The organism is Meiothermus sp. QL-1 (assembly GCF_003351145.1).
GTDB lineage: Bacteria > Deinococcota > Deinococci > Deinococcales > Thermaceae > Meiothermus.
Genome location: NZ_QQSV01000010.1, coordinates 17366 through 42524, shown reverse-complemented (window position 1 = coordinate 42524; position 25159 = coordinate 17366). Strand labels below are relative to the sequence as shown.

At 67.3% G+C, this 25159-nt stretch carries 26 protein-coding genes and 3 tRNA genes; 5 read left to right on the top strand and 24 right to left on the bottom strand.

All coding sequences use genetic code 11. The features are described 5' to 3' along the window. The first annotated feature begins 38 nt into the window (after positions 1-38). Positions 39-938, top strand: coding sequence for a MoxR family ATPase (locus DV704_RS10070; RefSeq protein WP_233498327.1), 900 nt, complete (start codon positions 39-41; stop codon positions 936-938). A gap of 1 nt (position 939) precedes the next feature. On the opposite strand, the gene gcvH is transcribed toward DV704_RS10070, so the two are convergent. The 5 genes from gcvH to truD form a co-directional block, all read right to left on the bottom strand. After that, a complete protein-coding gene (gene gcvH / locus DV704_RS10065) occupies positions 940-1317 on the bottom strand; it encodes a glycine cleavage system protein GcvH (RefSeq protein WP_114799450.1) in 378 nt (125 codons plus the stop codon). A 374-nt stretch (positions 1318-1691) separates the two neighbouring features. After that, positions 1692-2747 carry a glycine cleavage system aminomethyltransferase GcvT gene (gene gcvT, locus DV704_RS10060; protein WP_114799449.1) on the bottom strand — a complete coding sequence of 352 codons (1056 nt, stop codon included), beginning with the start codon at positions 2745-2747 and terminating at the stop codon, positions 1692-1694. Between the two features lie 69 nt (positions 2748-2816). Further along, positions 2817-3404 (bottom strand): ATP/GTP-binding protein, encoded by a 588-nt coding sequence (locus DV704_RS10055; RefSeq protein ID WP_114799448.1) that lies wholly within the window; start codon positions 3402-3404, stop codon positions 2817-2819. A gap of 2 nt (positions 3405-3406) precedes the next feature. Beyond that, positions 3407-3898 (bottom strand): roadblock/LC7 domain-containing protein, encoded by a 492-nt coding sequence (locus tag DV704_RS10050; protein WP_114799447.1) that lies wholly within the window; start codon positions 3896-3898, stop codon positions 3407-3409. A gap of 68 nt (positions 3899-3966) precedes the next feature. Then, positions 3967-5019, bottom strand: a complete 1053-nt coding sequence (gene truD / locus DV704_RS10045; RefSeq protein WP_114799446.1) for a tRNA pseudouridine(13) synthase TruD — start codon at positions 5017-5019, stop codon at positions 3967-3969. A 76-nt stretch (positions 5020-5095) separates the two neighbouring features. Between truD and tilS the strand changes: the two genes are divergently transcribed. Together tilS and DV704_RS10035 are read left to right on the top strand one after the other, a co-directional pair. After that, complete coding sequence (gene tilS, locus DV704_RS10040) at positions 5096-6601, top strand: tRNA lysidine(34) synthetase TilS (RefSeq protein ID WP_114799497.1); 1506 nt, start codon at positions 5096-5098, stop codon at positions 6599-6601. A gap of 39 nt (positions 6602-6640) precedes the next feature. Beyond that, a tRNA-Ser gene (locus DV704_RS10035) sits at positions 6641-6732 on the top strand. Positions 6733-6737: 5 nt separating this feature from the next. On the opposite strand, the gene DV704_RS10030 is transcribed toward DV704_RS10035, so the two are convergent. Then, on the bottom strand, positions 6738-7715 hold the full coding sequence (locus tag DV704_RS10030) for a YpdA family putative bacillithiol disulfide reductase (protein WP_114799445.1): 978 nt from the start codon (positions 7713-7715) through the stop codon (positions 6738-6740). 65 nt (positions 7716-7780) lie between these two features. Here DV704_RS10030 and fumC point away from each other — a divergent pair, with 65 nt between their 5' ends. Continuing rightward, on the top strand, positions 7781-9175 hold the full coding sequence (gene fumC / locus DV704_RS10025) for a class II fumarate hydratase (RefSeq protein ID WP_114799444.1): 1395 nt from the start codon (positions 7781-7783) through the stop codon (positions 9173-9175). A 31-nt stretch (positions 9176-9206) separates the two neighbouring features. Here the strand turns inward: fumC and DV704_RS10020 are convergent. From DV704_RS10020 to DV704_RS09935, 18 genes are all read right to left on the bottom strand, one after another. Then, positions 9207-9283 (bottom strand) — tRNA-Met (locus DV704_RS10020). Between the two features lie 24 nt (positions 9284-9307). Then, positions 9308-9384, bottom strand: a tRNA-Met gene (locus DV704_RS10015). A 34-nt stretch (positions 9385-9418) separates the two neighbouring features. Beyond that, positions 9419-10183, bottom strand: a complete 765-nt coding sequence (locus tag DV704_RS10010; RefSeq protein ID WP_114799443.1) for an aminotransferase class IV — start codon at positions 10181-10183, stop codon at positions 9419-9421. Next, positions 10180-12033, bottom strand: coding sequence for a chorismate-binding protein (locus tag DV704_RS10005; protein WP_233498326.1), 1854 nt, complete (start codon positions 12031-12033; stop codon positions 10180-10182). Before DV704_RS10005 ends, DV704_RS10010 begins: the two co-directional genes overlap by 4 nt. A 25-nt stretch (positions 12034-12058) precedes the next feature. Beyond that, a complete protein-coding gene (locus tag DV704_RS10000; protein ID WP_199489977.1) occupies positions 12059-12823 on the bottom strand; it encodes an NAD(P)-dependent oxidoreductase in 765 nt (254 codons plus the stop codon). Further along, positions 12820-13470, bottom strand: coding sequence for a 4-carboxy-4-hydroxy-2-oxoadipate aldolase/oxaloacetate decarboxylase (locus DV704_RS09995; protein ID WP_199489976.1), 651 nt, complete (start codon positions 13468-13470; stop codon positions 12820-12822). The genes DV704_RS10000 and DV704_RS09995 overlap by 4 nt, the downstream gene beginning before the upstream one ends. Continuing rightward, on the bottom strand, positions 13467-14177 hold the full coding sequence (locus DV704_RS09990) for a PIG-L deacetylase family protein (protein WP_114799440.1): 711 nt from the start codon (positions 14175-14177) through the stop codon (positions 13467-13469). The genes DV704_RS09995 and DV704_RS09990 overlap by 4 nt, the downstream gene beginning before the upstream one ends. Further along, positions 14174-15085: a DUF6282 family protein gene (locus DV704_RS09985; protein WP_114799439.1), complete on the bottom strand. Its 912-nt coding sequence runs from the start codon at positions 15083-15085 to the stop codon at positions 14174-14176. Before DV704_RS09985 ends, DV704_RS09990 begins: the two co-directional genes overlap by 4 nt. Further along, positions 15082-15738 (bottom strand): GntR family transcriptional regulator, encoded by a 657-nt coding sequence (locus tag DV704_RS09980; RefSeq protein WP_114799438.1) that lies wholly within the window; start codon positions 15736-15738, stop codon positions 15082-15084. Before DV704_RS09980 ends, DV704_RS09985 begins: the two co-directional genes overlap by 4 nt. A gap of 1 nt (position 15739) precedes the next feature. Then, positions 15740-16723: a catechol 2,3-dioxygenase gene (locus DV704_RS09975; RefSeq protein ID WP_114799437.1), complete on the bottom strand. Its 984-nt coding sequence runs from the start codon at positions 16721-16723 to the stop codon at positions 15740-15742. Positions 16724-16810: 87 nt separating this feature from the next. Then, the gene (locus DV704_RS09970) at positions 16811-18016 is read right to left on the bottom strand and encodes a 4-hydroxybenzoate 3-monooxygenase (RefSeq protein WP_114799436.1); all 1206 of its coding nucleotides are present in this window, start codon (positions 18014-18016) and stop codon (positions 16811-16813) included. Continuing rightward, entirely contained in the window at positions 18009-18263 is a 255-nt protein-coding gene (locus tag DV704_RS09965; RefSeq protein ID WP_114799435.1) for a dihydrodiol dehydrogenase, read from the bottom strand. The genes DV704_RS09970 and DV704_RS09965 overlap by 8 nt, the downstream gene beginning before the upstream one ends. A 10-nt stretch (positions 18264-18273) precedes the next feature. After that, positions 18274-18786 carry a 3-phenylpropionate/cinnamic acid dioxygenase subunit beta gene (locus DV704_RS09960; protein ID WP_114799434.1) on the bottom strand — a complete coding sequence of 171 codons (513 nt, stop codon included), beginning with the start codon at positions 18784-18786 and terminating at the stop codon, positions 18274-18276. An 8-nt stretch (positions 18787-18794) separates the two neighbouring features. Then, on the bottom strand, positions 18795-20129 hold the full coding sequence (locus DV704_RS09955; protein ID WP_114799433.1) for a Rieske 2Fe-2S domain-containing protein: 1335 nt from the start codon (positions 20127-20129) through the stop codon (positions 18795-18797). Between the two features lie 8 nt (positions 20130-20137). After that, positions 20138-21598, bottom strand: coding sequence for an ATP-binding cassette domain-containing protein (locus DV704_RS09950; RefSeq protein WP_114799432.1), 1461 nt, complete (start codon positions 21596-21598; stop codon positions 20138-20140). Continuing rightward, complete coding sequence (locus tag DV704_RS09945) at positions 21579-22529, bottom strand: branched-chain amino acid ABC transporter permease (RefSeq protein ID WP_114799431.1); 951 nt, start codon at positions 22527-22529, stop codon at positions 21579-21581. Before DV704_RS09945 ends, DV704_RS09950 begins: the two co-directional genes overlap by 20 nt. After that, positions 22526-23386, bottom strand: coding sequence for a branched-chain amino acid ABC transporter permease (locus DV704_RS09940; protein WP_114799430.1), 861 nt, complete (start codon positions 23384-23386; stop codon positions 22526-22528). The genes DV704_RS09945 and DV704_RS09940 overlap by 4 nt, the downstream gene beginning before the upstream one ends. A 2-nt stretch (positions 23387-23388) precedes the next feature. Further along, complete coding sequence (locus DV704_RS09935; protein WP_114799429.1) at positions 23389-24576, bottom strand: ABC transporter substrate-binding protein; 1188 nt, start codon at positions 24574-24576, stop codon at positions 23389-23391. Positions 24577-24695: 119 nt separating this feature from the next. Between DV704_RS09935 and DV704_RS09930 the strand changes: the two genes are divergently transcribed. Then, complete coding sequence (locus tag DV704_RS09930; RefSeq protein ID WP_114799428.1) at positions 24696-25100, top strand: diacylglycerol kinase; 405 nt, start codon at positions 24696-24698, stop codon at positions 25098-25100. Positions 25101-25159: the final 59 nt, after the last annotated feature.

Genomic DNA, 25159 nt, shown 5'->3' with positions numbered 1-25159 from the left:
CCTAAGAAGCCTCAGGTCAAACCGGGTATACTTTGCCCGTGCGCGCCCCATTGCAAGCGCTGGAGGCCACCCTGAAGGGGGTGCTCTTCGGCCAGGAACGGGTCATCCGCGAGCTTTTGGCCACCGTGGTGGCCGGGGGCCACGCCCTCCTGGAGGGGCTGCCGGGGCTGGGCAAAACCCTTCTGGCCCGGGCCTTCGCTGAGGCCAGCGGGCTCTCCTACCGCCGCATCCAGTTCACCCCCGACCTCCTGCCGGCCGACATCACCGGCACCGAGATTCTGGAGGATGGGCAGTTCGTCTTCCGGCCTGGCCCGCTTTTCGCCCAGGTGGTGCTGGCCGACGAGGTGAACCGGGCCACCCCCAAGACCCAGTCGGCCCTGCTGGAGGCCATGCAGGAGGGAGGGGTGACGGTGGGGGGGGTGCGCCACGCCCTGCCAGCGCCTTTTTTGGTTCTGGCCACGCAAAACCCGCTGGAGCTCGAGGGCACCTACCCCCTGCCCGAGGCCCAGCTCGACCGCTTCATGGCCAAAATCACGGTGGAGGCCCCACCCCGGGCCGCCTGGCTTCGCATTCTGGCCGAGGAGCCCCAAAGCCCAGAGCCGGTGGAGGGCCTGGACCTGCTCAAAGCCCGCGCCGAGGCCCAGCAGGTGGTGGCGAGCCAGCCGGCTTTAGAAGCCATCGCCAACACCGCCCAGCTCGCCGGTGAGGAGAGACACCTGCGCATGGGCCTCTCCCCCCGGGGGGCCAAGGCCTGGCTGGCGCTGGCTCGAGCCCTGGCATACCTGGACGGGCGGGCCCACCTGGACTGGGAGGACCTGCGGGCCGCAGCCCTGCCCGCCCTCAGCCACCGCCTGCTCCTTACCGAGGAGGCCCAGTTCGAGGGGCTAAGGGTGGAGCAGGTCATAGAGGACCTGCTCCGGCGCACCATGCCCAAGTAGGCTAGGCCTCTGCCACCCCTCGATACTCCTCCGCCGAGAGGAGGCCGTCGGCGTCGGCGGGGTTGACCCGCAGCTTGAAAATCCACCCCTCGCCATAGGGGGACTGGTTGATGAGCTCGGGCTTGTCGCCTAAGGCGCTGTTGACCTCGATGACCTCGCCGCTGATGGGGGCGTAGATGTCCGAGGCAGTCTTGACCGACTCCACCACCGCCACCGCCGCCCCGGCCTCCACACGCTTGCCCACCGGGGGTAGCTCCACATACACCACATCGCCCAGGGCATCCTGGGCAAAGTCGGTGATTCCCACCACCGCCACGTCGCCTTCCAGCCGCACCCATTCGTGGGTCTTGGTGTACCTGAGTTCCGCTGGGTAGTCCATGTGCACCTCGCAGGCTAGTTTATGCCGTGACGACTCCCCGTTCTGAAGAACAGGGCTTCGCGGTTCTCACGGAACGGCCCTTGCCGTATCCATCCCCGCAGGCTCCGTCCGAGCCCAGAAAAAACCTTGACTCCGCATTGGCAGGCGAGCGCAATGCTTCTGGCTCTGCTACGGGTTTTCGTTTGGAGTTTTACCCATCGGACTACCCGATGGAACCCCCTACTCCAAGTTTCAAGGTGCGCGGGGAACGCTGTCCCCAACAAGAAGATTGTACCACGCATCTGCCGCCCACTATGCTATGTGCTCCTTCGAAGCACGTGGGGGACCGGTTTAAAAACCGGGGGATTATAGCTCCCCCACACCCCCTCTTTTTTCTAACGCTTCACAAAGGGGAGCTCCACCACCCTGGCCGCCAGCCGCCGGCCGCGCACCTCCACCTCCAAAGCGGTGCCCACTTGGGCCCGATCCGCCTGCACGTAGGCCATCCCGATGCCCTGCTTGAGCAGGGGGGAGTGGGTGCCCGAGGTAAAGCGGCCCACCTCTTCGTCCCCAGAGAAAACCCGGAAGCCCTCGCGGGGAATCCCCCCCTCGACCCGCAGGCCCACCAGCCTCTGCTCGCAGACCGGGTTCAGCAGGGCCTTTTTGCCGTAGAAATCCTTCTGGGCCTTGACCACCCAGCCGAAGGGGGTACAGAGGGGGTTGGTGGTATCGGTGAGCTCGTGGCCGTAAAGGGGGAAACCGGCCTCGAGCCTGAGGGTGTCCCGCGCCCCCAGGCCGCAGGGCACAGCCCCCCCTGCCAGGAGGGCCTCCCAGACCGCCTGGACCTCGTCTGGGGCCACAAAAACCTCATAGCCGTCTTCCCCGGTGTAGCCGGTGCGGGCCAGGCGCACCCACTTACCCGCCAGCTTGGCCATGAAGGTATCGTTCTTCTTGGGCGAGGCCAGGTCGGCATCGGTGAGCCCCTGCAGGACCTCTACCGCCTTCGGACCCTGCACCGCCAAAAGAGCAAAGAAGTGCGAGGCATCCTCCAGGGCCACCTCGAACCCTCTGGCCAGGGCCTGCAGGTGGTTCCAGTCCTTCTCGATGTTGGCCGCGTTGACCACCATCAGGTACTCCTGCTCGCCGGTGCGGTAGAGGTAGATATCGTCCACCACCCCGCCCTGGGCGTTGGGCAGCATGGAGTACTGGGCCCGGCCCACCCTGAGTCTGGCAACGTCGTTTAGGGTGGCGAACTGCAAAAAATCCAGGGCCCCCGGCCCCCGAATCCAGAACTCCCCCATGTGGCTGACGTCAAAAAGGCCCACCCCCTGCCGCACCGCCAGGTGCTCGGCGGTGATGGAGCTGTACTGCAGGGGCATCTCGTAGCCGGCAAAGGGCACCATACGGGCCCCCAGGGCCAGGTGGGCTTGGTGAAGCGGCGTGGTTTTCATGCCCCCCCAGCTTATCAGGCCGCCCACAAGCGATGCATAACCCGGCCTGCGGGGGCAGTTAAGGCGAGGTTAGCTCGAGGCCACCCGCGAGAGCACCTCCCGGCTCACCGCCTTTAGGGTCTCAAACACTCCCATCCCGGTGGTGGCGACAGCCTCAAAGATGGGGAAGCGCTTCTCGGGGTCGATGACCGCCTGGATCATCTCCACCGGCAACGCGTCCGGTGCATCGCGCTTGTTGGCCTGGAGCACAATGGGAATATCTTCCAGCTTGATGCCGTACTCGGCCAGGTTCTCCCGCAGGTTGCGCATGGACTCGGCGTTGGCCCGGAGGCGGTTGGAGGCCGAGTCGGCCACGAAGACAATCCCGTCCACCCCCCGCAGGATTAGCTTGCGGCTGGCGTTGTAGAAAACCTGGCCGGGCACTGTGTAGAGGTGAAAGCGGGTCTTGAACCCCTTGACCTCGCCTAAGTCGACCGGCAAAAAGTCAAAAAACAGCGTGCGCTCGTCCTCGGTGGCCAGGGAGACCATCTCGCCCTTGCGGTTTTGCGGGATCTGCTGGAAGACCCACTTGAGGTTGGTGGTCTTGCCCGACATGCCAGGACCGTAATAGACGATTTTGAAGTTGATTTCCCGGGCAGCGAAGTTAATCGTGCTCATATCTAGTTTCCAAAGAGTTCGTCCAGAAGGGCGCTGGCCCCTTCCCGGTACTCCCGATCGATGCCCAGCGCACCCGGGCTCACCACCGCGGCCTGGGTAATCTCCTCCAAGGCCTGGGCCGCGCGCTTACCGTACAGCTTAACCCGCCCCACCGGCACCGACTTGTCAAAAATCACCACCAGCAGGGCCAGCTCCCCCACCTCCTCAACAAAGAGGCCATATGTGGCCCCCTGGTGCAACAGCTCGTTGAAACGAGGTTCTCCCAACATCTTGGCCAGGGCCTGGGTGGCTGCGGCGTTGCCGGCAATCAGGGTAGCCAGAGAGTCCAAAGCAGGGGGTTTGGGGGCCCAGAGGGCCTCCTTGTGGGCCAGCACGAACCCCTTGCGGTCCAGCAGGAGGGTGTAGCGGGCCCCGCTCTCGCGCAGAAGCTCGTCGAGGATGCGCGCAGCTTTCTCGTAGGTGCCCCCAAAAAGCGCGATGGCCGGCTCGACCATAACAGGCCCAGTCTAGCACGAAGGCGTTACCCCCCCTGTGATGGATTATGCAGCCGAAACGAGAGGCTTCACACCTCCGCCCAGCCCTCTTCCAGCTCCGGGTTGCGCTTCATCACCTCGCGCAGCACAGCGGTGGCATAGGCCCCCCGGGGCAGAAAGAAGGAGACCCAGACCCCTTCCGGCCCCGCCTCCACCGCCCAGTCCGCCAGGGGTACCCGTATCGGCCGACGATCGCCCCGGCGGGCTACGAAGTGGGCCCGTTCCAGGCCGTAGCGCCTGAGCACCTGGTCCTCCAGCGCGCGGGCCTCTCCCCGGGCCTCGCGGTACTTCCGGCCGTAAAGCGGTCCGGTGGCGCTGATCTCGAAGCGCAGGGCCCGCTGGCTCTCCCGCTCGGGCTCCTCTACCCAAAACTCCCCACCAGTATCGTGTTTCTTGGCCACATCCCCCTCAACCACCCGGTCAAAAAGCCCCAGCCTCAACCTGAGGGCCAGCCAGTCGTTGAAGAGCAGGCTCTGCAGGCTCGAGACCAGGAACTTCCTGAGCCAGGGGGAGAGGTGCAGCTTCTGCCCGGTGACCAGGGCGTAGCCCTTTTCCGGGTTCTGACCGCCCAGGCCAAAGCGCTGGGGCCCGTAGTAGTTGGGCACCCCCCGCTCGGCAAGCTGCCTGAGAACAGCCTCCACCCTACCCGGCTCACGCGCCCCCCGGATGAGGATGCGAAAACGGTTGCCTGCCAGGTGGCCCAGCCGAAGCTTATGGGGGTGCCGGGCCCAGCCCAGGATACGCACCCCGGGAAGGTCCTCCAGGAGCTTTAGGCGGGGCTCAAAGCGAGCCGGCAGGCTGAGGTACTGCTGGGCGAGCGCGTGCTTGTCCTTAAGGCCCGCTACCCCAATTTGGCCCTCCTCCACCCCAAGCCGCTGGGCGATGAGTTCCACCACCCTGCGGGTGGTCAGCCCCTCTTTCTCCACGCGCAAAAACAGGTGCTCCCCCTCGCCGGCAGGGGCGTAGGCAGGCACCTCGAAGACCTGGAAGTCGGCCGGCCGTACCCGGATGCTGCCTTCTATGCCCGGCAGGTCAGCGGTTAGGTAGGGGTAGGCGTCAAAATCGAAGCGCAGCGAGGCCATCCCCACTAGGATAGTAGGCGTGGATGCAAGCGAAATCGGTCAGCTCGAGGCCTGGTTCGCCAACCACCTGACCCGCATGGTGCCTGAAGGAGTATTGGTGGCGGGGGTCTCGGGCGGAGGGGACTCGGTGGCGCTCTTGCTCCTGCTCACCACCACCCCCCGCCAGGTGGTGGTGGCCCATCTGGACCATGCGCTGCGCCCGGACTCGTCGCAGGATGCCCTGTGGGTCAGGGCGCTGGCCGAGCGGCTGGGCTACCCTTTCGAGAGCGAGCGCCTCGAGGTAGCCCGGATTGCCGCCGAGCGGGGGGAGAACCTCGAGGCCACCGCCCGCGAGCTGCGCTACAGCTTCCTGGCCAAGGTGGCCAAAAAGTACGGCGCCCAGGCGGTCCTCGTGGCCCACACCCAGGACGACCAGGCCGAGACCGTGCTCCTACAGCTTTTGCAGGGCACCGGTCGGGGGCTTGGAATGCGGGCCAAGCGGGGCAAGGTGGTGCGACCCTTGCTGGAGGTGAGCCGCAGCACGCTCCGGGAGTACCTGAACCACAAGGGCCAGGCTTGGCTCGAGGACATCAGCAACGCCGATGTATCCTTTGACCGCAATTTTCTGCGCCAGGAGATTCTCCCCCGCCTACAAGCGCGCTTTCCCCAGGCCAAAGCCGCGCTCGCCCGCTTCGCCGGCATCTCCCAGGTGGAGGACGAGGCCCTGGACCCCCTGGCCCAAGGCATCCTGATTCAGGACAAGCGCTGGCCCTGTCCGGCCTACCGGGTGGCCCCCCTGCTCCAGGCCCCAGCAGGGCTGCGGCGGCGGGCGTTGCGGCAGGTGCTGGAGGCCATCCAAATCCGCCCCGAAGCGGCCTGGATTGCCCAGCTCGAGCGGGCCCTGCACGGCGAGGCCTTCACCCTGCCCGAAGGCTGGCAGGTGCGGCGGCGCGACGGCACCCTCTTCCTCATTCCGGCCCTGCCAGGACTTTTCCCCCCCTGGCGAGGGGCCAGGCTGCCCCAGCCGGGCGACTACGTCTTCTTACCCAAGCGCCGGATGCGGCTGGTGGACTTCTTGGGCGAGCATGGGGTGCCCCTCGAGCTCAAGCAGCTTTGGCCGGTGCGCGCGGTGGGCAGCGAGGTGCAGGAGGTCTGGAAGCTCTGGCCCGAGCCGGAAGACCTGCGGTACATGCGCCTAGCGCTGGAGGAGGCCCGCCGGGCAGAGCAGAAGGGCGAGGTGCCCATCGGGGCGGTGGTGGTTCTAGACGATCGGGTCCTGGCCCAGGCCCACAACCAGGTGGAGCATCTGCGCAGCGCCACGGCCCACGCCGAGCTTCTGGCCCTGCACCAGGCTCTGCTGAAGCAGGGAGAGAAGGTGCTGCCCGGGGCCACGGTCTATGTGAGCCTGGAGCCCTGCCCGATGTGCTTTGGGGCCCTGGCCGAGGCCCAGGTGGGGCGGGTGGTCTATGCGGTGGAGAACCTCAAGGCCGGGGCGGTGAGCGTGCACCGGCTGAAGCCCCCCTTTGCCTGGGAAGGGGGCTGGCTCGAGCGCGAGGCAGCCCAGCTTCTCCGAGGCTTCTTCACCCAAAGGCGCACCCCGTGACAGATGCCGCGGGTTGTGCTAAAGTCTGGATTCGGCCCTGGAGGGGTGCCGGAGTGGTTGAACGGGCCGGTCTCGAAAACCGGTATAGGGGCTTCCCCCTATCGAGGGTTCGAATCCCTCCCCCTCCGCCAGGACCCTATACCCCCCCCACCCGCGCAAGGCGGCGGGCCATCTCCTGCACCGCCAGGCGGGCGTGCTCCCGGCCGTTCTCGATGAAAACCGTGCGGGTGTCCGTGCCGTACCCCGCGCTGCCCGCCACAAAAAGGCCCGGCAGGCTGGTCTCGAAGTGGGCCGAAAGCACAGGAGCGTCCCCCGCGTAGGCCACCTTGGCCGCCCGGAGCAGGTCGTCCACCGCCCGGTAGCCGATGTGAATGAGGACGAAGTCGGCCGGAAGCAGCCGCTCTTCCCCCTTCACCTCAATCCGCACCGCCCGCTTCAGGATTTCCCGCACCCGGGCGTTCAGCCAAAGCTGGATGGCCCCCTCCCGCACCCGGTTCTCGAAGTCGGGCTTGAGCCAGTACTTGACCCGAGGGCGTATCTCCGCCTCGTGGTGCACCACCGCAACCCTGGCCCCCCCTCGGTAGAGCTCGAGGGCCGCCTCCACCGCGCTGTTGGAACCGCCCACCACCACCACCTGCTGCTTCCAGTAGGGCAAAACCTCCTCCAGCCCATAGCGCACGTGGGGCAGCTCCTCCCCCGGCACCCCCAGCCGGTTGGGGTTGTCGTAGTAGCCGGTGGCCACCAGCACAAAGCGGGCCTTCTCCACCCCTTCCCCCTCCCGGTCGCGGTATCTCACCTCAAAGCCCGAGGCCGTGGGCTGGATAGCCGTGGCCTCGGTGTAGGTGCGCACCTCCAGCCCTTCGTTCTCCGCCACCCGCCGGTAGTACTGCAAGGCCTCCCGCCGGGTAGGTTTAGCCCCCAGGGAGGGAAAGGGGTGCCCGCCGATCTCGAGGTTCCTGGCCTCGCTGAAAAAAACCGTCTCGCGGGGCCAGCGGTAGATGGTGTTCACCAGGGTGCCCCGCTCCAACACCACCGCCTCTAGCCCCGCCCGCTTGGCCTCAATGGCGGCAGAGAGCCCCACCGGCCCGGCCCCCACGATGAGCAGGTCCCACATGTTCTCAAGCATACCCAACAGAAGCTCGGGCAGTGTTGCCCCACACCCCGTAGAATAGAGCCGCTATGGCAACCCGCATCGAAACCGATACCATGGGGCCCATCGAGGTCGAAGCGAGCCGCTACTGGGGTGCCCAGACCCAGCGTTCCATCCAGAACTTTCCCATCGGCGTCGAGCGCTTCCGAATGCCCCGCTCCATCATCCGGGCCATGGGCATACTCAAGAAAAGCGCGGCCCTGGCCAACGCCGAGCTGGGCGAGCTACCCCGCGAAAAGGCAGAGCTCATCGTACAGGCGGCCGAAGAGGTTATCGCCGGCAAACTCGACGACCACTTCCCCCTGGTGGTCTTCCAAACCGGCTCGGGCACCCAGACCAACATGAACGCCAACGAGGTAATTGCCAACCGCGCCATCGAGCTGGCCGGGGGCGTGCTGGGCTCTAAGAAGCCCATCCACCCCAACGACGACGTGAACCGCGGCCAGTCCTCCAACGACACCTTTCCCACCGCCATGCACATCGCGGTGGTGGAGGAGCTGCACCGCCACCTATACCCCAGTGTAAAGAAGCTGCGCGACACCCTAGCCGCCAAGGCCGAGGCCTTCAAGGACATCGTCAAGGTGGGCCGCACCCACCTGCAGGACGCCACCCCCATCACCCTGGGGCAGGAGATCGGGAGCTGGGTAGCCCAGATCGACTTCGGCCTGGAGCAGGTCCGCCACGCCGAGAAGGGTCTTTATGAGCTGGCCATCGGGGGCACCGCGGTGGGCACCGGCCTCAACGCCCACCCCCAGTTCGGCGAGCGCTGCGCGGCCTACATCGCCCGGGAAACCGGCTTCCCCTTTGTCTCAGCCCCCAACAAGTTCGCCGCCCTGGCCGCCCACGACGCCCTGGTGAGCACCAGCGCCGCCTTGCGCACCCTGGCGGGGGCTCTTTTCAAGATGGCCAACGACGTGCGCTGGCTGGCCTCCGGCCCCCGCAACGGCATCGGGGAGATTCTGATCCCCGAAAACGAGCCCGGGAGCTCCATCATGCCCGGCAAGGTCAACCCCACCCAGGCCGAGGCCCTGACCATGGTGGCTGTGCAGGTCTTCGGCAACGACGCAGCCGTCGCCTTTGCCGGAAGCCAGGGCAACTTCCAGCTCAACGTCTACAAACCGGTGATGGTCTACAACGTGCTCACCAGCATCCAGCTTCTGGGCGATGCTTGCCTCTCCTTCAACGACCACTGCGCGGTGGGCATCGAGCCCAACCTCCCCCGCATCCGGGAAAACCTGGAGAAAAACCTGATGCTGGTCACCGCCCTCAACCGCCACATCGGCTACGACAAGGCCGCCGAAATAGCTAAAAAAGCCCACAAGGAGGGCCTGAGCCTAAAAGAAGCCGCCCTGGCGCTGGGCTACCTCACCGAGGAGGAGTTCGACCGCTGGGTGGTGCCGCTGGAGATGACCCGGCCTTCCTAAAAGATAGCCCCGGGGCTTCCCCGGGGTTTTCTGGTGGCTATGGGCGGATTCGAACCGCCGACACCACGATTATGAGTCGTGTGCTCTAACCAACTGAGCTACATAGCCAGGGGCGCCGCATGCGGCGCCTGCTGGTTGCAGGGACAGGATTTGAACCTGTGACCTTCGGGTTATGAGCCCGACGAGCTACCAGACTGCTCCACCCTGCGCCGACCGTGGGGAACACCCCCAGCACACTCAATCTTAGGCAGGAGGCCTCCGCGCGTCAAGGCATGGCCCGGGGCGAAAGCGCTCCAAGAGGGGCTGGATTTCCTCTGGAGGAGAGCCTACCGGCACAAGCCCTACCCCGCTCCCCGCCAGGAGGAGGGTGCCCGATAGGGCTTCGGGGCGGAGAAAGGCCCGCTCCACCTTGAGGCCCAGCTCCCGGGCCGCCTCCGCCACCTTCTCCCGGGTGATGCCCTCGAGGCCTCCCTCCAGGAGGTACAAAACCCCCTCCCGGTAGAGGAGGGGGCTGGTGCGGCTTCCGTCCACCACGTGGCCCTGGGCGTCCAGCAGAAGCCCCTCAAAGGCCCCTTGCTCCTGGGCGGCCCGCAGGGCCAGGTGGTAGGGCAGGTAGTTCCCCGTCTTGTACCGGGCCAGGTCGGGGTGGACCCGGTAGGGGGTGAGGGCCACCCGGACCCCCTCCCGGTAGAAGGCCTGGGGCGGGGGGGCATAGGGGCGGGCCTCGGAGAGCCACACCCCCTCCCCCACAGTGAGGCGCAGGCGCAGGCAGGGCGCCTCGGGGAAGCCGGCCAGGAGGGCCTTCAGGTCCTCCCAAAAGGCCTCGTCCCCCGGGTAGGGAAGCCCCAGGGCCTCCGCATGGCGGCGCAGGCGGAAGAGGTGCTCCTCGGGCCAAAGGGGCCTTCCCCCTTCGGCCCTTAGGGTGGTGAAGACGCTTTGGCCGTGGTAGAGGAAGCCCTCGGGAAGGGGCTCGGCAAAGGGCTTTCCCCTGAGCAGTACCCGCTTCACGGCCCCACCTCCAAAAACCTGGCCAGAAGCTCCATCCCCCAGGGGGAGAGGATGCTTTCGGGGTGGAACTGCACCCCGTAGGCCACCCGCCCGTCCCAAAGGGCCATGGGCACCCCGTCCGCCGTCCAGGCCAGAAGCCTTAAGGAGGGGGGCAGGCGGCGCAGGGCCAGGGAGTGGTAGCGGGCAAAGGGCAGGGGGTTGGGCAGGCCGGCGAAAAGCCCCTCCCCCGCGTGGAGGATGGGGTGGGCCTCCCCGTGGACGGGGCTTTCCCGGTAGAGCTCCGCCCCCAGGGCCACCCCCAGGGCCTGGTGGCCCATGCAGACCCCCAGGAAGGGCATCCCCGCCCGGAGGGCGGCCCGGGTCCACTCCAGCACCCGGCCCGCGGTGAAGGGGTCCTTGGGGCCGGGGCCCACCACCAGGTGGGTGAAGCCCCGGAAGGCGGGGGCCTCCTCCTGGTCCACCACCGCTACCTCCGCCCCCAGGGCCCGCAGGTAGTCCACCAGGTTGTGGCTGAAGGAGTCGCGGTTTTCCAGGAAGAGGACCCGGGCCGAGGGTCGCCTGGGGGGTGGGGGCGGGCTCCAGGCGGCGGTGGGTTTGGGAGGAAGGGGTTTTTGCCCGGGCCGGCCCCGCTCCAGGGCCAGGAGGAGGCTTTCTGCCTTGTGGAGGGTCTCCTGGTACTCTGCCTCCGGCTGGGAGTTGATGACGATGCCCGCCCCCGCGGAGAAGAGGACCTCCTCCCCCACCCGCTGGAAGGAGCGGATGAGGATGTTGAAGTCCGCCCCCCTTCCCGAAACGTACCCCAGGCTCCCCGTGTAGGCCCCCCGGGGCACGGGCTCCAGGTGGCGGATGGCCTCCATCACCGTGCCCTTGGGGGCCCCGGTGATGGTGCCCCCGGGGAAGAGGCTTTGGAAGACCTGCCCCAGGCCGGCCCGGGTGTACCCCTCCACCTCGGAGACCAGGTGCATCACGTGGGCGTAGCGCTCCACGGTGAAGAGCTCCCGCACCCGCACCGTGCCCGGCAGGGCCACCCGGGCCAGGTCGTTGCGCACCAGGTCCACCAGCATGGCGTGCTCCGCCCGCTCTTTGGGGGAGGCCAGAAGCTCCTCCTCCAGGGCCAGGTCCTCGGCCTCGGTGCGGCCCCGGGGCCGGGTGCCGGCGATGGGCCGGGCCCTGAGGCGGGCCCCCACCTTCTGGAAAAGCCTTTCCGGGCTCCCCGAGACCACCGCCCAGCCCTCCCCCTCCAGAAGGCCCATGAAGGGGGAGGGGTTGAGGGCCCGGAGCCGGGCATAGAGGAGGAGGGGGTCCACCCCTCCCTGGAGGCGGAAGCGGTGGGAAAGGTTCACCTGGTAAACCACCCCGGCCCGGATGCGCTCCTGCACCTCCCGCACCCCCGCCAAAAAGGCCTCCTGGGGAAAGTCGGAGGCCAAAGGGTAGCGGGGAAGGGCCGGAGGCAGGTAGGGAAGGGGCCTCAGGGAAAGGGAGGGGCGCTCCACAAGCCGCCCCTCCAGGAGGGCAAACCCCTCGGGGTAGTAGAAGAAGGCGGCCTCGGGCAGGCCGGGAAGGGGCGGGTGGGTGTCAAGGCCGAAGTGGCGGGCGAACTCGTAGGCGAAAAACCCCATCCAGGCGGGGAAAAACCCCCTGCCCAGTCCCCTTTCCAGGTAGGCGAAGAGGTCCAGGGCCTCTCCCACCCGCCGCCCGTCCAGGTAAAGCCGGCCCTCCCAGACCTCGAGGCGGTGCTGGGGGCGGAGCCCCAGCAGGGAAAGCCGGGCAAAAGGAGCCCTGGGCCCCAAGGACTCCAAAAGGGCAGGCCGCAGGCCCCGGACACGGGCCGCGTGGTAGAAAGCCAGCACGCCCCCAAGTATACGGGGGATCGGCTCAACGCCAGCGCTCCAGCCAGCGGGCCGTAGCCCGGGCCATCACCGGCTCCAGCCCCACCTCCTCCAGCAGCGCAGCCGCCGCCAGCATCTCCTCCTGCCGCCTTTTGGCGTGGCGCAGGCTGCCCTCTACCAGGCGGTCAATGAGGGCCGCGTTGGCCTCCTCCAGGCTCTGGGCAATGTTGGCCCGGATCTCGGCCTCGAGCCCAAGCCTTTGCGCAGCCTCCAGGGCTTCGCCCACCGCTGCCGCAAGCCCCTTGAAGAAGATGCTGCGCAAGAGCTTGCGGGTGGCCGCAGCCCCCGGCTCCTCCCCCACTACCTCCACCACCGCGCCCAAAGGCCCCATCCGCCCGGCGTAGGCCAGGGCCCCCGGCCCCGAGGCCAGGGAGGGGGTCTTGAGGCCCTTGCCCGGCACCGGGCTCATCAGGGCAATGTCGGCCAGAAGGGCTCCGGTGGGGGCTATGACCCCCTGTAGGGCCCGCTTGAGCGCCGGGGCGGCGGTGTTGAGGTCGGCGAAGACCTGCCCTGGCGTAAGCACCGGGGCCACCCGGTGGGCCACCTCGAGGGCCACCCGGGCCCAGTTCACGCTAAGGATTACCTCGGCCCCACAGGCGGCCTCGGCCTCGCTGGAAGCCCGCCGGATGCCCGGCACGGTCTTCTCGGGGATGGGGTCGTAGCCCACCACCTCTACCCCCGCCCGCACCAGGTCGTGGGCTATGGTGCTGCCGGCCTCCCCCAGACCCAGCACCGCCACACGCAGCATCACCGCCCCCCTCGAGCCAGCACCTCTGCCACCTGCCCGCGCAGGCCATAGAGGTCAATTGAGAGTTCCCCGGCCTGAAAGCGCCCGCGCAACCCCTCCTCGCGCGCGGCGCGGGCCTGGGCCGCCTCGAGCACTTCCCGGGCCCGCTCGGCCGCCACCACCACCGCCCCATCGGCATCCATCACCACAATATCGCCGGTGCGAATCAGCACCCCGCCCACCTGCAGGCCCCCCCCAATCTGCCCCAGCGCCTTGCGCTCGGCCCCCCGGGCCCGCACGTAGCGCGCCCAGATTGGCAGGCCCATCTGGGCAAGCTCCTCGGCGTCGCGCACCGCGGCGTCCACCAGCATCCCAGCCGCCCCCTGAACCTTGGCCTGGGTAGCAAGAAGCTCGCCCACCAGCGCCACCGGCGCGGGCTCGGGCATGGCAAAGACCAGCACCTCCCCAGGCCGCACCGCGGCCATGGCCGCGTGCACCATCAGGTTGTCGTTCTGGGCGCACAGCACCGTCAGGGCCGGCCCCGCCACCCGGCTGCCGGGCACAATTTGCAAAAGGGGCAGGTCAACCAGCCCCTCCCGGCCCGAGGCCTCGTAGACCGTGGCCACCCCCAGCCGGGCCAGGGTTTGCAGTTCCTCCGGACTCAGGCTCATAGGCTCCTCACCACCTGGGGCAGCATGCGCTGGAAGGCCTCGGCCCGCTCGATGTCCTTGTAGCCGGCAATGCGGCGGGCGTGGTTGGCCCGGTGGGCGGCCCGCTCGCTGTAGTACTGGCGCAGGTAAACCTGCGAGGCGAAGGCCTCCATGGCTTTTAGCTTCTTCTCCCACACCGGGGTGATGTCCAAAAAAACCGTGGGCACAAAGCCGCACAGCTCGGGCTGGTGGGGCTCAAAGAGCAAAAACTCCGGGGGCCGCACAGTGCGAAAGGCGCTGGCCACCCCCGCCCCGGTAGCGAGCTGGCGGGCCTTCTCCACCGCCTGGTAGGTCAGCGGGTGGTCGGGGTTGAAGGGGTCTTTCTCGGCGTGGGTGAGGAGCAGGTCCGGTGCGGTCTCCACGATAATCTCCACCATGCGCTCCAGAGCCTTATCGTCCACCCGCAAGGGGTAGTCGCCCAGATCCAGGCACTCGAAGCTGGCCCCTAGGGCTTCGGCGGCCTGGGTGGCCTCGGCGTGGCGGATGGCCTTGACCCGTTCCACGGTCTGGCCGGGCTCCTTCCAAAGCTCCCCCGACTCCCCGCGTTCGCCGTAGCTCAGGGCCACCACCCGGGCCTGCCCTCCCTGGGCGCACACGCTGGCGATGGCCCCGCCCGCCCTCCAGACAAAGTCGGCGGCGTGGGCGCTGAAGACCAGCATCCGCTTCATGCCCGCCCTCCTTGGGCCAGTTTTACGGTGTTGGTCACCGCCATCCGGCGCACCTCGTCTTCGCCGAAGCCGGCCTCCAGGAGCTTATCGACAAACAGGGCCAGCCCGTCCTCCACCGGGGGGTTCTTGGGCTGGCCCAGGTCGGTGGAGAGCAGGTTTTGCTCGGGGCCGGTGGCCCGGATTGCCTCGAAGACCCGCTCCCAGGCCACTTTGCCGCTCCAAACCGGCACCAAGCAGCGCTCGAGGTAGGCCCCCTGCTCGGCCAGCCAGCGCTGCTCGGCCAGGGGTAGGGCCTGGGTGGGGTAGTCGGGGTGGGTGATGACGATGTGACGCACCCCCTCCTCCAAGGCCGCCTCCACCACCCTTCCAATCTCGTGGCGGCCCAGGTGCCCGGTGGCTAACACCAAGTTGTGCCGGGCAATAACCCTCAAAACCTGGCGCAGCGCGGGCAGCACCCGGCCGTTGGCGTCCAGTACCTCGATGGGCTCGAGGGGCAGCCCAGCCTGCCGGAACTCCGCTTGCAGCTTGGCCCATAGGGGTTTTTTCTCCGGCGGCAAGGCCTGGGCCTCGCGGGCCTCGTTGGCCGCGTCCACGGTGGGCAGCCAGACGATGCGGGCCCCCTCGCGGGCGGCAATCTCCACCGCCACCGGGTTGAGCCCCCCCACCCCGTGGTTCAGGGTTAGGCTGCCTAACACCTCCACCCCGGGCACCGCCCGCCGGGCCAGAGCGGCCCGCTCGGCGGTGGGGACATAGTGGGACTTGAGCACGAAGCCAGCCAGACCCCGCTCACGGAAGCGCTGGGCCAGCTCGAGGTCATGGGTGCGGCGGGGAATCACATCGGGCTCGATGTGCACGTGCAGGTCATAGGCGCCACGTACCAGTTCCATGGCGCGTTCGCTGGGGTTCATAGGGTACTCCTCCCAATACGCCTGAGGGCTGCGATGACGCCCTCGAGGTGAAGCTTCATCGCCTCGGCAGCCTCCTTGGGTTGGTGGGCCGCCACCGCCTCGATGATGCGGCGGTGCTCTTGCAACGACTGCTGGGGACGGCCCGGCACCAAAATGGTGTGGAACTGGTGCCGCACCCCCTGGGCTCTGAGGCTCTCGATGAGCCGGGCGGCGGTCTGGTGGCCGGAGATTTCCACAATGGTGCGGTGCAGCAGGCTGTTGAGCTCGGACATGCCCAACAGGTCGCCCTGGCGGTGCCGCTCCTCCATCTGGCGGTGGATGGCCCAAAGGGCCTCGATCTGCTCGGCGGTGGCCTTGCAAGCGGCGTGGGAAGCCGCCAGGGCTTCCAGCGCCGCGCGGGCTTCCAGAATCTCCACCGCCTCCGCCTCGCCAATGGTGCGCACCCAGGCCCCCCGGAAGGGCTCGCTTTCTACCAGGCCTTCCTGCTCCAAACGGGCCAGAGCGGTGCGAATGGCGGCGCGCCCCACCTTGAAGCGCTCCGAGAGTTCTTTTTCTACCAGGCGCTGCCCCGGTAAAAGCTCCCCGGCCAGAATAGCCCGGCGCACCAGATGATAGGCACTCTGGGTCTCGGTGGGCCGCTCCGTCACCGCCATCTCAGACCTCCTGGGCCTCTACGGGTGGGGTGCCGTAGGTGTGGAAGGTGGGCACCGTCTGTAGCCCCCAGGCCTGGCCCTTTTTGCGCTCCTCCTCGTTCCACACGATGGGCTTCCAGTCCGGGGCCAGAAGAAGCCGGGCCCCGGGGCAGGCCACCTCGAAGCGGTTGCCCCCAGGCTCGTAGACGTAGAGGAAAAAGGTCTGCTGGATGGCGTGCTTGTGGGGCCCGGTCTCAATCTTGACCCCGTGCTCCAGGCAGATATCGGCTGCCCGCAGCACCTCCTCGCGGCTATCCACCGCGTAGGTGCAATGGTGAAAGCGGCCCTTGGCCCCCAGGTGGTCCTTGGTGATGGCCACATCGTAGGTCTTGTTGTTGCTGGTGAGCCAGACCCCCTGCTCGTCGCCCCCGCTGAAGATAATCTGCTCGGTCACCTTCATACCCAGGTAGCCCTCCATAAAAACCCGCATGGCCCGCACATCCGAGGCCAGCAGGTTGATGTGGTCGAGCCGGCGCAAATTGGCCCCCTTGCCGGGGAAGCGGGCGGCCTGGTTCTTGAGAGCAGGCCGGGTGGCCTCGGTGGGGGTGTACCAGGTGGTCTCGTAGTAAAGCTCCAAAAGGTGCCCGTCCGGGGTGGTGAAGCGGTAGGCCGGGCCGTGGCCGCACTCATCCTCCACCCAGCCCCTCCCCAGCCCGCTTTGCTCCAGCCTTCGCACCCGCCTGGCCAGGGCCTCGGGGCTGCGCACCCGGAAGGCAAAGTGGCCCAGGCCAGGCCTGGGGGCGGCGGTGAGCTTGAGGGTGTGGTGCTCGTAATCGTCCCAACCGCGCAGGTAGACCGAATCGGCGGTGGCCTCGCTCACCATCAGCCCCATCACCTCGGTGAAGAAGTGCAGGCTCTGCTCGAGCCTGGGGGTCAGGAGCTCCACGTGGGCCAGGTGGGCCAGGTCGCAGTAGGGCCAGACCCCCGGATGGACTTCCTCGGACATACCAACCTCCTATCCAGCATGCTAGTCATTGGTCAACCACATTGTCAACAATCCGTGCGGCAAACGCCCAGGGGCCACCCCCTGGGGTTAGGCCGGCACCCCTTCTTCCCAAAACGCGTAGCGCCCGCTGGTGTAAAGGCCCACGTAGTTCTCGGCCAAAAAACGTTGCAGGTGAGGACTTTCGGCCAGGTGGCGAAGCTGGGCCAGACGCAGGCCGTTCTCAAAGGGGTCGTCGGGGGTGTGGAGTAGGGTGGTCATGAAGTAGGAGAACAGCTCGGCCTGCCACACGTGGCGCAGGGCGTCCTGGGTGTAGCGCAGCAGCGGGCCCTCCTCACCCCGCCGGTAGTAGGCCAGCAGGGCCCGGCACAAAAGCACCGCGTCGCATAGGGCCAGGTTCATGCCCTTGGCCCCGGTAGGGGGCACCACGTGGGCCGCGTCGCCCGCCAGGAAAAAGCGCCCGTGCTGCATGGGCTCCACCACCAGCGAGCGCAAAGGGGTCAGGCTCTTCTCCAAAAGGGGCCCCGGCTCCACCCGGGCCACCCCCCCCAGCCGCAGGTTCAGCTCCGCCCAGATGCGCTCCTCGGGCCAGTCCTCCAGTCGCTCTTCCACCCCCACCTGCAGGTAGTTCCTCGAGCGGGTGGGCGAGCGCATGCTAAACAGGGCAAAGCCCCGGGGGTGGCTGGCGTAGATGAGCTCCTCCGCTGCCGGCGGGGCCTCGGCCAGGATGCCCAGCCAGGCGTAGGGGTAGTGCTTCTGGTGCACCCGCACCCCCGGAATCTGGCTTCGCAGCCCGCTGTGCGAGCCATCGGCCCCCACCGCAAAATCACAGATGAGCCGCCCGGTGGCGCCCTCCGCGCTTCGGTAGACCAGGGCAAGCCCCTCCGCGTCGGCTTCCAGGCCCACCACCTCGTGCTCGAAGCGGATCTCCCCCCCCTCTTCCAGGTGCTTGCGGATCATGTCCTGCACCACGAACTGCTGGCCGTAGACCCAGATGCTCCTGCCCTCGGTAAGGGTGGGAAAATCCAGGCGGTGCAGGGCCCCATCGAAGGCCAGATAGACCCCTCGGTGCTCCAGGCCTTGGGCCAGCATCCGCTCACCGAGCCCCGCCTGGCGCAGAATCTCTTTGCTACCCCACTCCAGCACCCCGGCGCGGATGCGGTGGGGGCTTTGCTCCAGGTACGCGCGGCTTCTGGCCTCGAGCACCACCGCCGCCACCCCCGCCCGGCGCAAAAGGTAGGCCAGCAGAAGCCCCGCCGGGCCGGCCCCCACGATGCCCACCTGCACCCTAGTCATGCTCCCCCCCAAAGAGAATCAGGTCGGAAAGGGGCCGGGCCTCCACCCCTTCCTCGTCCGGGCCAAAGGGGGTGGAAAGCAGGCGGGAAAAGGTCTCCACCGGCTGCCAGGTCAAAGCCTCCAGCTCCAGGGGGTCGAGCTCCACGCTGTAGCCCATGCGCGGGGCGCTGATGCGCAGGCGTTCGCCGTTGCGGGTCTGGATTTTTTCCACCAAGACGGTGGTAAACTCGTTGGTCAGGGTCAACACAAAGCCTCCCCTAGAAGAAGAACGAGAGGTTGTGGGTGGGCAGGGTGGCGCTGTCCAGAATCACCGTGCGGCGGGCCAGCCGCCAGCCCCCATCCACCTGCCGCCACACGTCGCGGCGCTCGGCGGCCAGCAGGGTGTAGTCGGGCCTGTCCCAGCGGCTTCTGAAGATGAGCAGGTTGGAGCGCACCTCGGCCTCCTCACCCAAAGGGGTGGGCTTGGGCTCGCCGATGCGCACGTTGGTGACGAAGTGGCGCAGGCGGGAGGGGGGGTCTTCGGCCCAGGCAAAGCCGGTCTCGAGCCGGGCCACGCGCATCTCGAGGGATGTGTAGTCCTCGTCCAGGTGGCACATCCCCTCCATCACCCCGCTCACCCCTCCCTCCGGGCCCCGCTCCTTGGTGACCCGCACCGGCACCTGGTAGCGCACATCCTCGGCCAGCAGGCCAAGCCACTCCCGGTAGCGCCCCTCGTCCAAGAGCTCGGCCTCCTGGTACAGGCAGTTGAGTAGGGCCTGGGTTCTCTCCATGGTTCACCTCATGCAAGGAGCATCTCCAGGTAGCGGCGGTGGAAGTTGCGCATGTTGGCGTCGGTGAAGTTGAGCCCGTAGGCCACCCCCGGCCCCGGCCAGTTGGGGTCGGGGGCCAGGTTCAGGCCCATGCGGTAGTTGAAGCGCAGGTGGCGGCCCTGGGTGGAGGCGGCGTTGTGGGCCACGTGGCTCCAGATCTCGGTGTCGTCCTGTTCAAAGGTGCCCGAAGAACCGAAGAAGCGCAGGTAGGAAAGCCGGGTTTTTTCCTTGAACCAGGCCGGGGCGTCTTTTTCAACCAAGGCCCAGGAGAAAATCTCGATGCGGCCCGGCCCCAAGGGGTGCCAGACCCGGAAGGTGAGCATGGGCACGGTGCCCTGGTACTTGTGGTCGGGCTTGCGGATGGGGTTGTGGAAGGAGAAGTTGGGAAAGAGCGTAACCAGCAGGATGCGGGTCTCGCGGGCGGTCTCGAACTGCTCGCGGGTGGGGTAGGAGGTGCGGGCCCGCTCGAGCATCTCCTCAGGGTAGCCCCAGAAGGGGGGCAGCTTGGCCCCAGGCGGGGCCCCCACCACCATGCTGCCGTGGCCTTTACCGGGAATATGCACCTGCTCGCCGTACATGGCGTACTTGGCGTCCTTGGGGGCGATGCCCAGCTCGATGAGCGAGCGGTGGGTCATGAGGGTGTGGTAGCTGTCGCTCAGGAAGGTCTCCAGGGCCAGCTTCCAGTCGGTGTTGACCACCCAACGCTGGGGCGGCCCCAGCACCTCGAGGCCCATGGGGCTGCGCTTGGTCACCAGCTCCAGGTACCAGCGGATATCCCCCAGCCACTCCTCGAGGCTTGGGGCCTCGGGGTCGAGGTTGCCGAAGATCATGCCATCGAAGCTCTCCAGCCGTGGGATGGGCACCAGCCCCCACTGGCCCTTGTCAAAATCGGGGCCAAAGGCCTCGCGCTCGGCCGGCACCCCAATCAGGCGCCCATCGTTGCGGTAGGTCCAGCCGTGGAAGGGGCAGCGGAAGTGGCTGGCGTTGCCCAGCTCGGCGCGGCAGACCCGCATCCCCCGGTGGCGGCACATATCGAGCAGAGCCCGCACCACCCCGTCCTCGCCCCGCACCAGGATGTAGGGGTTGTCGAGCACATAGCGCAGCACGTAGTCCCCGGGGTTGGGAATCTCCGATTCGTGGGCCAGATACACCCACGAACGGCTAAAAATCTTCTCTTTTTCCAGCTCAAACAGCTCGGGGTCGTTGAAGATCCAGGCCGGCACCAGGCCGTCCTCGAGGCCTGCCTGTAGCTCCTCCAGCATCCGGCTAAGCCGGGAAGAAACCCCACCTTTTACCCTGGCCATCCCTCACCTCACACGCCCAAATAACGGTGCAACACCGCCCCGCTGGCCTCCTGCGGCCGGCCTTCCCACACGATGGCCCCGTGCTCCAGAATGTAGACCCGATCGGCCACCGCCAGCGCCATCTGCACGTTCTGCTCGGCCAGCAAAACGGTCTCCCCCTCCGCCTTCAGGGTGCGGATTACCTCCGCCACCTGCCGCACCATGAGGGGCGAGAGCCCCTCGGTAGGCTCGTCCATCAACACCAGCTTGGGGTTGCGCAAAAGGGCCCGGGCGATGGCCACCATCTGTTGCTCGCCGCCGGAAAGCGCTTTGGAGGGGCTTTTGCGCCGCTCGGCCAGCCGCGGAAACACCTCCAGTACCCGCTCCAGGCTCCAGCGCCCCTTCTGCCCCCAGGCCGCCATGCGCAGCTCCTCTTCTACGGAAAGCCCCTCGAACATCCGCCGCCCCTGGGGCACCAGGGCCAGCCCCAAGGCCGCCCGCTGGTGGGCGGGCAGGCGGCCCAGGCTTTGGCCCTGGAAGTAGACCTCGCCCCCTTGCAGGGGCAAAAGGCCCATCAGGGCCGAAAGCAGGGTGGTCTTGCCCATGCCGTTGCGCCCCAGGAGGGCCACCACCTCGCCCTGGGCCACCTGCAGCCCCACCTCCTCCAGCACCCGCATGGGCCCATACCCGGCCGAAAGCCCCTGGCAGCGGAGCACCTCCGGGCCCGGGGGGGCTGGGGCCTCCTCGCCCACCCCCCAGCCCTGGCCCACGTAAATCTCCTGCACCTTGGGGTCTTGCCGGATGGCCTCGGGTTCCCCCTCGGCCACCACCTCGCCGTAGTGGAGCACCGTAACCCGCTGGGCAAACCTGAGCGCGTAGTCCAGGTCGTGCTCCACCAAAAGCACCGTCATGCGGGGGTCCAATCCCAGGATAAGCGAGCCAATCCGCTCCCGCTCGGCCCCGGAAAGGCCGGCCAAAGGCTCGTCCAAAAGCAGAATTTCGGGCCTCTGCACCAGGGCCATAGCAATCTCGAGCTGCCGTTTTTCCCCGTGCGAAAGCTGCCCGGCCCCTGCCTCGGCCCGCTCGCTAAGCCCCACCTGGGCCAAAGCCTCCTCCACCTCCGGCCCCCGGCTCAGCGGGGCGGCCAGGCTCTGGCTTCGCCCCAGGGCCGCCTGGTGGGCCAACGCCACGTTCTCCCAGACCGAAAGCTCGGGAAAGGCGTTGGAGCGCTGGAAAGTGCGGCCCAGCCCCAGCCGGGCCACGCGTTCTTGGGGCACCCCGGTCACCTCCCGCCCGCGCAGGTAGACCCTGCCCCGGGTGGGCCTGAGCTCCCCCGCCACCACCTTGAAGAGGGTGCTCTTGCCGGCCCCATTGGGGCCAATCACCGCCCGCCGCTCCCCCGGGGCCACCGCCAGGCTCACCCCTGCCAGCGCCAGCAGGCCCCCAAAGGCCCGCTGCACGCCCTCGACCCTAAGCGCCTCCACGCTCACCCCCCAGCCGCCGCTCCAGAAGGGGCCAGAGCCCCTCCCGGGCAAAGAGCACCGTGAAGATCAGCAACAGCCCCACAAAAAGCCCCCACAAGTCGGTAAAGGAACTCACCCAGGACTGCACGTAGGTGTAAAGCAGCGCACCAAACGCCGCCCCCCAAAGCCCCCTGCTGCCCCCTAGGAGCACCATCACCATCAGGGTGGCCGAGGTGAGCCAGAAGAGGTCGTGGGGGCTGATAAAGCTGCGGTGCAGCGCCAGCCCTGCCCCGGCCAGGCCGGTGAGGGCCCCGGTGAGCACGTACAAAGAGAGCTTGTAGTAGAAGGTGGGTACCCCCAAGGAACGAATCTTCTCCTCATTCTGCCGGATGGCCTCGAGGGTCTTGCCATAGGGGGTACGCAGCAGGTACCCAAGCCCCAGAACCACCACCAGCAAAAAGGCCAGCACCCCCAGGTGCAAAAGCACCGGGTTGAAGCTAATCCCCGAGAGGCTCAGCCCGTCGTCGCCGCCGGTGAGCGCGGTCCACTTGTGGGCCGCCGAGTAAATCATCTGGCCAAAGGCCAGGGTCAGCATCAGCACAAAAATCCCGTGGGTGCGGAAAACCAGGAGGCCGGTAAGAAGGGCAAACAGCGCCGCTGTCAAGATTGCCAGTACCAAAGCCAGCCCCAGAGGAAGCCCCCCCTTGAGGGCCAGGCCCACCGCGTAGGCCCCCAGGCCCAAAAAGGCTGCCTGGCCCAGCGAGGGCACCCCCCCGTGGCCCAAAAGCAGGCTCAGCGCCACAGCTGCCAAGGCCAGCAACGCGGCCTCGGTGGCCAGGTACAAGGGGTACCCGCCCAGGGCTAAAGGCAACAACCACAACCCAAACAACCCCAGGCGCAAGGCGAGCCGGCGCGGGCTGGCGCCGAACTGGCGGGTGCGGCTTAACTCCGCCATCATGCCAACCTCCTACCCAGCAGCCCCTCGGGCTTCAAGGCCAGCACCAGGGCCATCAGGGCGAAAATCAAAAACATCGCCACCTGGGGCAGAAAAAGCCGGCCAAAGCCATCCACCAGCCCCACCAGAATGGCCCCCCAGAAGGCCCCTTCCACCCGGCCCAGCCCCCCGATCACCACCACAATGAGGGCAAAGAGGGTCATCTGGGCATCGAGCCCCGGGGCCAGGGCAATCATGGGGGCGCCCACCACACCCCCCAGCCCGGCCAGGGCGGTGCCCACGCCAAAGGTGAGTAGGCTCACCTGGGCGGGCCTGATGCCCAAAGCGCTGGCCATGCCGGGGTCGGCGGTTACCGCCCGCACCTGCACGCCAAAGGGGGTGCGGGCCAGCAAAAGCCGCACCAGCACGAAGAGCAGCACCCCCACCCCCAGCACGAACAGGGGGTACTTGGGGTAGATGAACGAGCCCAAAAACAGCGGCCCGGCCAGAACCTCCGGGGGGGGCACCGAGCGGATGGCCGCGCCAAAGGTGGCCCTGAGCAAATCGGCCACTACGAAGCCCAAACCGATGGTCAGGAGCACCTGCTCGAGTTCCCGCCCATGCAACCCCCGCAGCAAAAAGCGCTCCACCACCACCCCCAGTAGACCCACCAAGACCGGCACCACCAGCAAGGCCAACCAGAAGTTCAGGCTGCTGCCCAAAGCCAGGCCCAAGTAGGCCCCCAGCATGTAGAAGGCCCCGTGGGCAAGGTTGACCACCCGGGCCACCCCAAAAATGAGCGAGAGCCCCAGGGCCAGCAAGAAGAGCAGCATGGCAAAGGCCAGGCTGTTGAGGAGTTGGGTCAGAAGAAGCAGGGTCATGGCTACTTGCCGGGGTCGCGGATGATGCCCAAGTCGGCCAGCAGGCGGTTGGTGAGCACCCCGTCGATGCGGGCCACCTCGCGCGCATAGACGTGCTGGGTGGCGTTGTTGGTCTCCGGGTCCATCTCCACGAAGCCGCGGGGGCTAATAATTTTGGCGCTCTCCAGGGCCCGCAAAAGGCGCGGACGGTTGGTTACGTCGCCCTGCACGGTGTTGATGGCATCCACAATAAACTGCATGGCGTCGTAGCCCCGCACCGCGAAGTGGTTGGGCACGCCCCCGTACTTTTGCCGGTAGGCCCGGACGAACTCCCGGTTGGCGCTGTTGCTCAGGGTGTAGACCCAGTGGTCGGCGCTCTTGGCCCCCAAAGCGGCATCGCCAATGGCCTCGAGCACGTTCTCGTCGGTCACCTCTCCGCTTACCGCAAGCTGCACGGTGCGGTTAAGGCCAAACTGGATGAACTGCCGCAGGAAGATGACCGCATCGCTGCCCGAGAGCACCGCGTGCACCGCCTCGGGCCGGGCCGCGGCAATGCGGGAGATGACCGCGCTGTAGTCGGTGCTGCCCAGAGGAGTATAAAGCTCGGCCACCACCTCGCCCCCGGCCTGCAAAAAGCCTTCTTTGAAGGCCGCGGTGGCCTCCTTGCCGAAGGCGTAGTCCAGCGCCAGCAAAAAGACCTTTTTCCCTACGTTGCGGGCCACCCAGGGGCCCATGGGGTAGTGCTGCTGCCAGGCGCTGATGGAGGTGCGGAAGATGTAGGGGCTGCGCCGCTCGCGGGTGATGCCGTTGGCCGCGGCGTTGGCGATGATTAGGGGAATCTGGCGCTCGTGTACGTAGTCGCGGATGCCGTAGGCCGAGGAAGACAGAATAATTCCAGTTAGCAGGTTGACCCGATCCTGCTCCACCAGCTTGCGCACCTTGCGCACCGCCACCGCCGGGTCGGCCTCCTCGTCCTCGCGGATGAGCTGGATGCGCCGCCCCCCCGCCTGGGAGCCCACCCTATCCAGGTAGAGCTCCATGCCCCGGGTAATCTCCTGCCCTAGGCGGGCGTAGGGGCCCGAGTACGAGAGCACCACCCCAATCCGGATGGGGTCCTGCTGGGCCAGGCCAAAAGAAAAACGGCTCTGCGCCGCCGCAGCCGCAAGCCCCAATCCCGCCTTGATCACCTGCCTACGATGAATTTTGCCCATCGCCAACCTCCTTGGCTGTGATTTTGTGGTCCGACTTTACCAAACGGTCGTCCAAATTGTCAACAATCTAATCAACGAAACACACTCTGGCCTCGAGCCTTACAATGGCTAAGGCGGCCATGCCCACCCTACCCCCACCCCCCAAGCCCGGCACCGACCCCCTGCCCCTGCGGGGGCTAAGGGCCTCTTTCAGCTACGCCTGGGCCGGACTCCGCTATGCCTGGAAGAACCAGCGCAACTTCCGCCTGGAGGTCTACATCGCCCTTCTAGCCCTGGGCCTGGCCCTTTGGCTGGGGGTGGGGCTGGTGCCGGTGCTCATCCTGGTGGCCCTGGTCCTGGGTCTGGAGCTCTTGAACACCGCCCTGGAGGCTCTGGTGGACCTGGTCTCCCCCCACTACCACCCCCTGGCCAAGGCGGCCAAGGACGCGGCCGCCGCAGGGGTGCTGGTGGTGAGCGGAATTGCCGCTCTGATCGGGCTTATCCTGTTTTTACCGCCGCTTGTGGAGCGGCTTGGGCTGTGGTAGACTACCCCTGGTAGCGTATGGACTCCCCTCCAAACGTAGCCTTTGCGCGGCCCTGGGCT

Bases quoted from the DNA above. Each gene is read 5' to 3' on its own strand.
- gcvH (WP_114799450.1), bottom strand. From the start codon at position 1,317: ATGGACTACCCAGCGGAACTCAGGTACACCAAGACCCACGAATGGGTG.
- gcvT (WP_114799449.1), bottom strand. From the start codon at position 2,747: ATGAAAACCACGCCGCTTCACCAAGCCCACCTGGCCCTGGGGGCCCGT.
- DV704_RS10055 (WP_114799448.1), bottom strand. From the start codon at position 3,404: ATGAGCACGATTAACTTCGCTGCCCGGGAAATCAACTTCAAAATCGTC.
- DV704_RS10050 (WP_114799447.1), bottom strand. From the start codon at position 3,898: ATGGTCGAGCCGGCCATCGCGCTTTTTGGGGGCACCTACGAGAAAGCT.
- truD (WP_114799446.1), bottom strand. From the start codon at position 5,019: ATGGCCTCGCTGCGCTTCGATTTTGACGCCTACCCCTACCTAACCGCT.
- tilS (WP_114799497.1), top strand. From the start codon at position 5,096: ATGGTGCCTGAAGGAGTATTGGTGGCGGGGGTCTCGGGCGGAGGGGAC.
- DV704_RS10030 (WP_114799445.1), bottom strand. From the start codon at position 7,715: ATGTGGGACCTGCTCATCGTGGGGGCCGGGCCGGTGGGGCTCTCTGCC.
- fumC (WP_114799444.1), top strand. From the start codon at position 7,781: ATGGCAACCCGCATCGAAACCGATACCATGGGGCCCATCGAGGTCGAA.
- DV704_RS09995 (WP_199489976.1), bottom strand. From the start codon at position 13,470: ATGAGCCTGAGTCCGGAGGAACTGCAAACCCTGGCCCGGCTGGGGGTG.
- DV704_RS09990 (WP_114799440.1), bottom strand. From the start codon at position 14,177: ATGAAGCGGATGCTGGTCTTCAGCGCCCACGCCGCCGACTTTGTCTGG.
- DV704_RS09985 (WP_114799439.1), bottom strand. From the start codon at position 15,085: ATGAACCCCAGCGAACGCGCCATGGAACTGGTACGTGGCGCCTATGAC.
- DV704_RS09980 (WP_114799438.1), bottom strand. From the start codon at position 15,738: ATGGCGGTGACGGAGCGGCCCACCGAGACCCAGAGTGCCTATCATCTG.
- DV704_RS09975 (WP_114799437.1), bottom strand. From the start codon at position 16,723: ATGTCCGAGGAAGTCCATCCGGGGGTCTGGCCCTACTGCGACCTGGCC.
- DV704_RS09970 (WP_114799436.1), bottom strand. From the start codon at position 18,016: ATGACTAGGGTGCAGGTGGGCATCGTGGGGGCCGGCCCGGCGGGGCTT.
- DV704_RS09960 (WP_114799434.1), bottom strand. From the start codon at position 18,786: ATGGAGAGAACCCAGGCCCTACTCAACTGCCTGTACCAGGAGGCCGAG.
- DV704_RS09955 (WP_114799433.1), bottom strand. From the start codon at position 20,129: ATGGCCAGGGTAAAAGGTGGGGTTTCTTCCCGGCTTAGCCGGATGCTG.
- DV704_RS09945 (WP_114799431.1), bottom strand. From the start codon at position 22,529: ATGATGGCGGAGTTAAGCCGCACCCGCCAGTTCGGCGCCAGCCCGCGC.
- DV704_RS09940 (WP_114799430.1), bottom strand. From the start codon at position 23,386: ATGACCCTGCTTCTTCTGACCCAACTCCTCAACAGCCTGGCCTTTGCC.
- DV704_RS09935 (WP_114799429.1), bottom strand. From the start codon at position 24,576: ATGGGCAAAATTCATCGTAGGCAGGTGATCAAGGCGGGATTGGGGCTT.
- DV704_RS09930 (WP_114799428.1), top strand. From the start codon at position 24,696: ATGCCCACCCTACCCCCACCCCCCAAGCCCGGCACCGACCCCCTGCCC.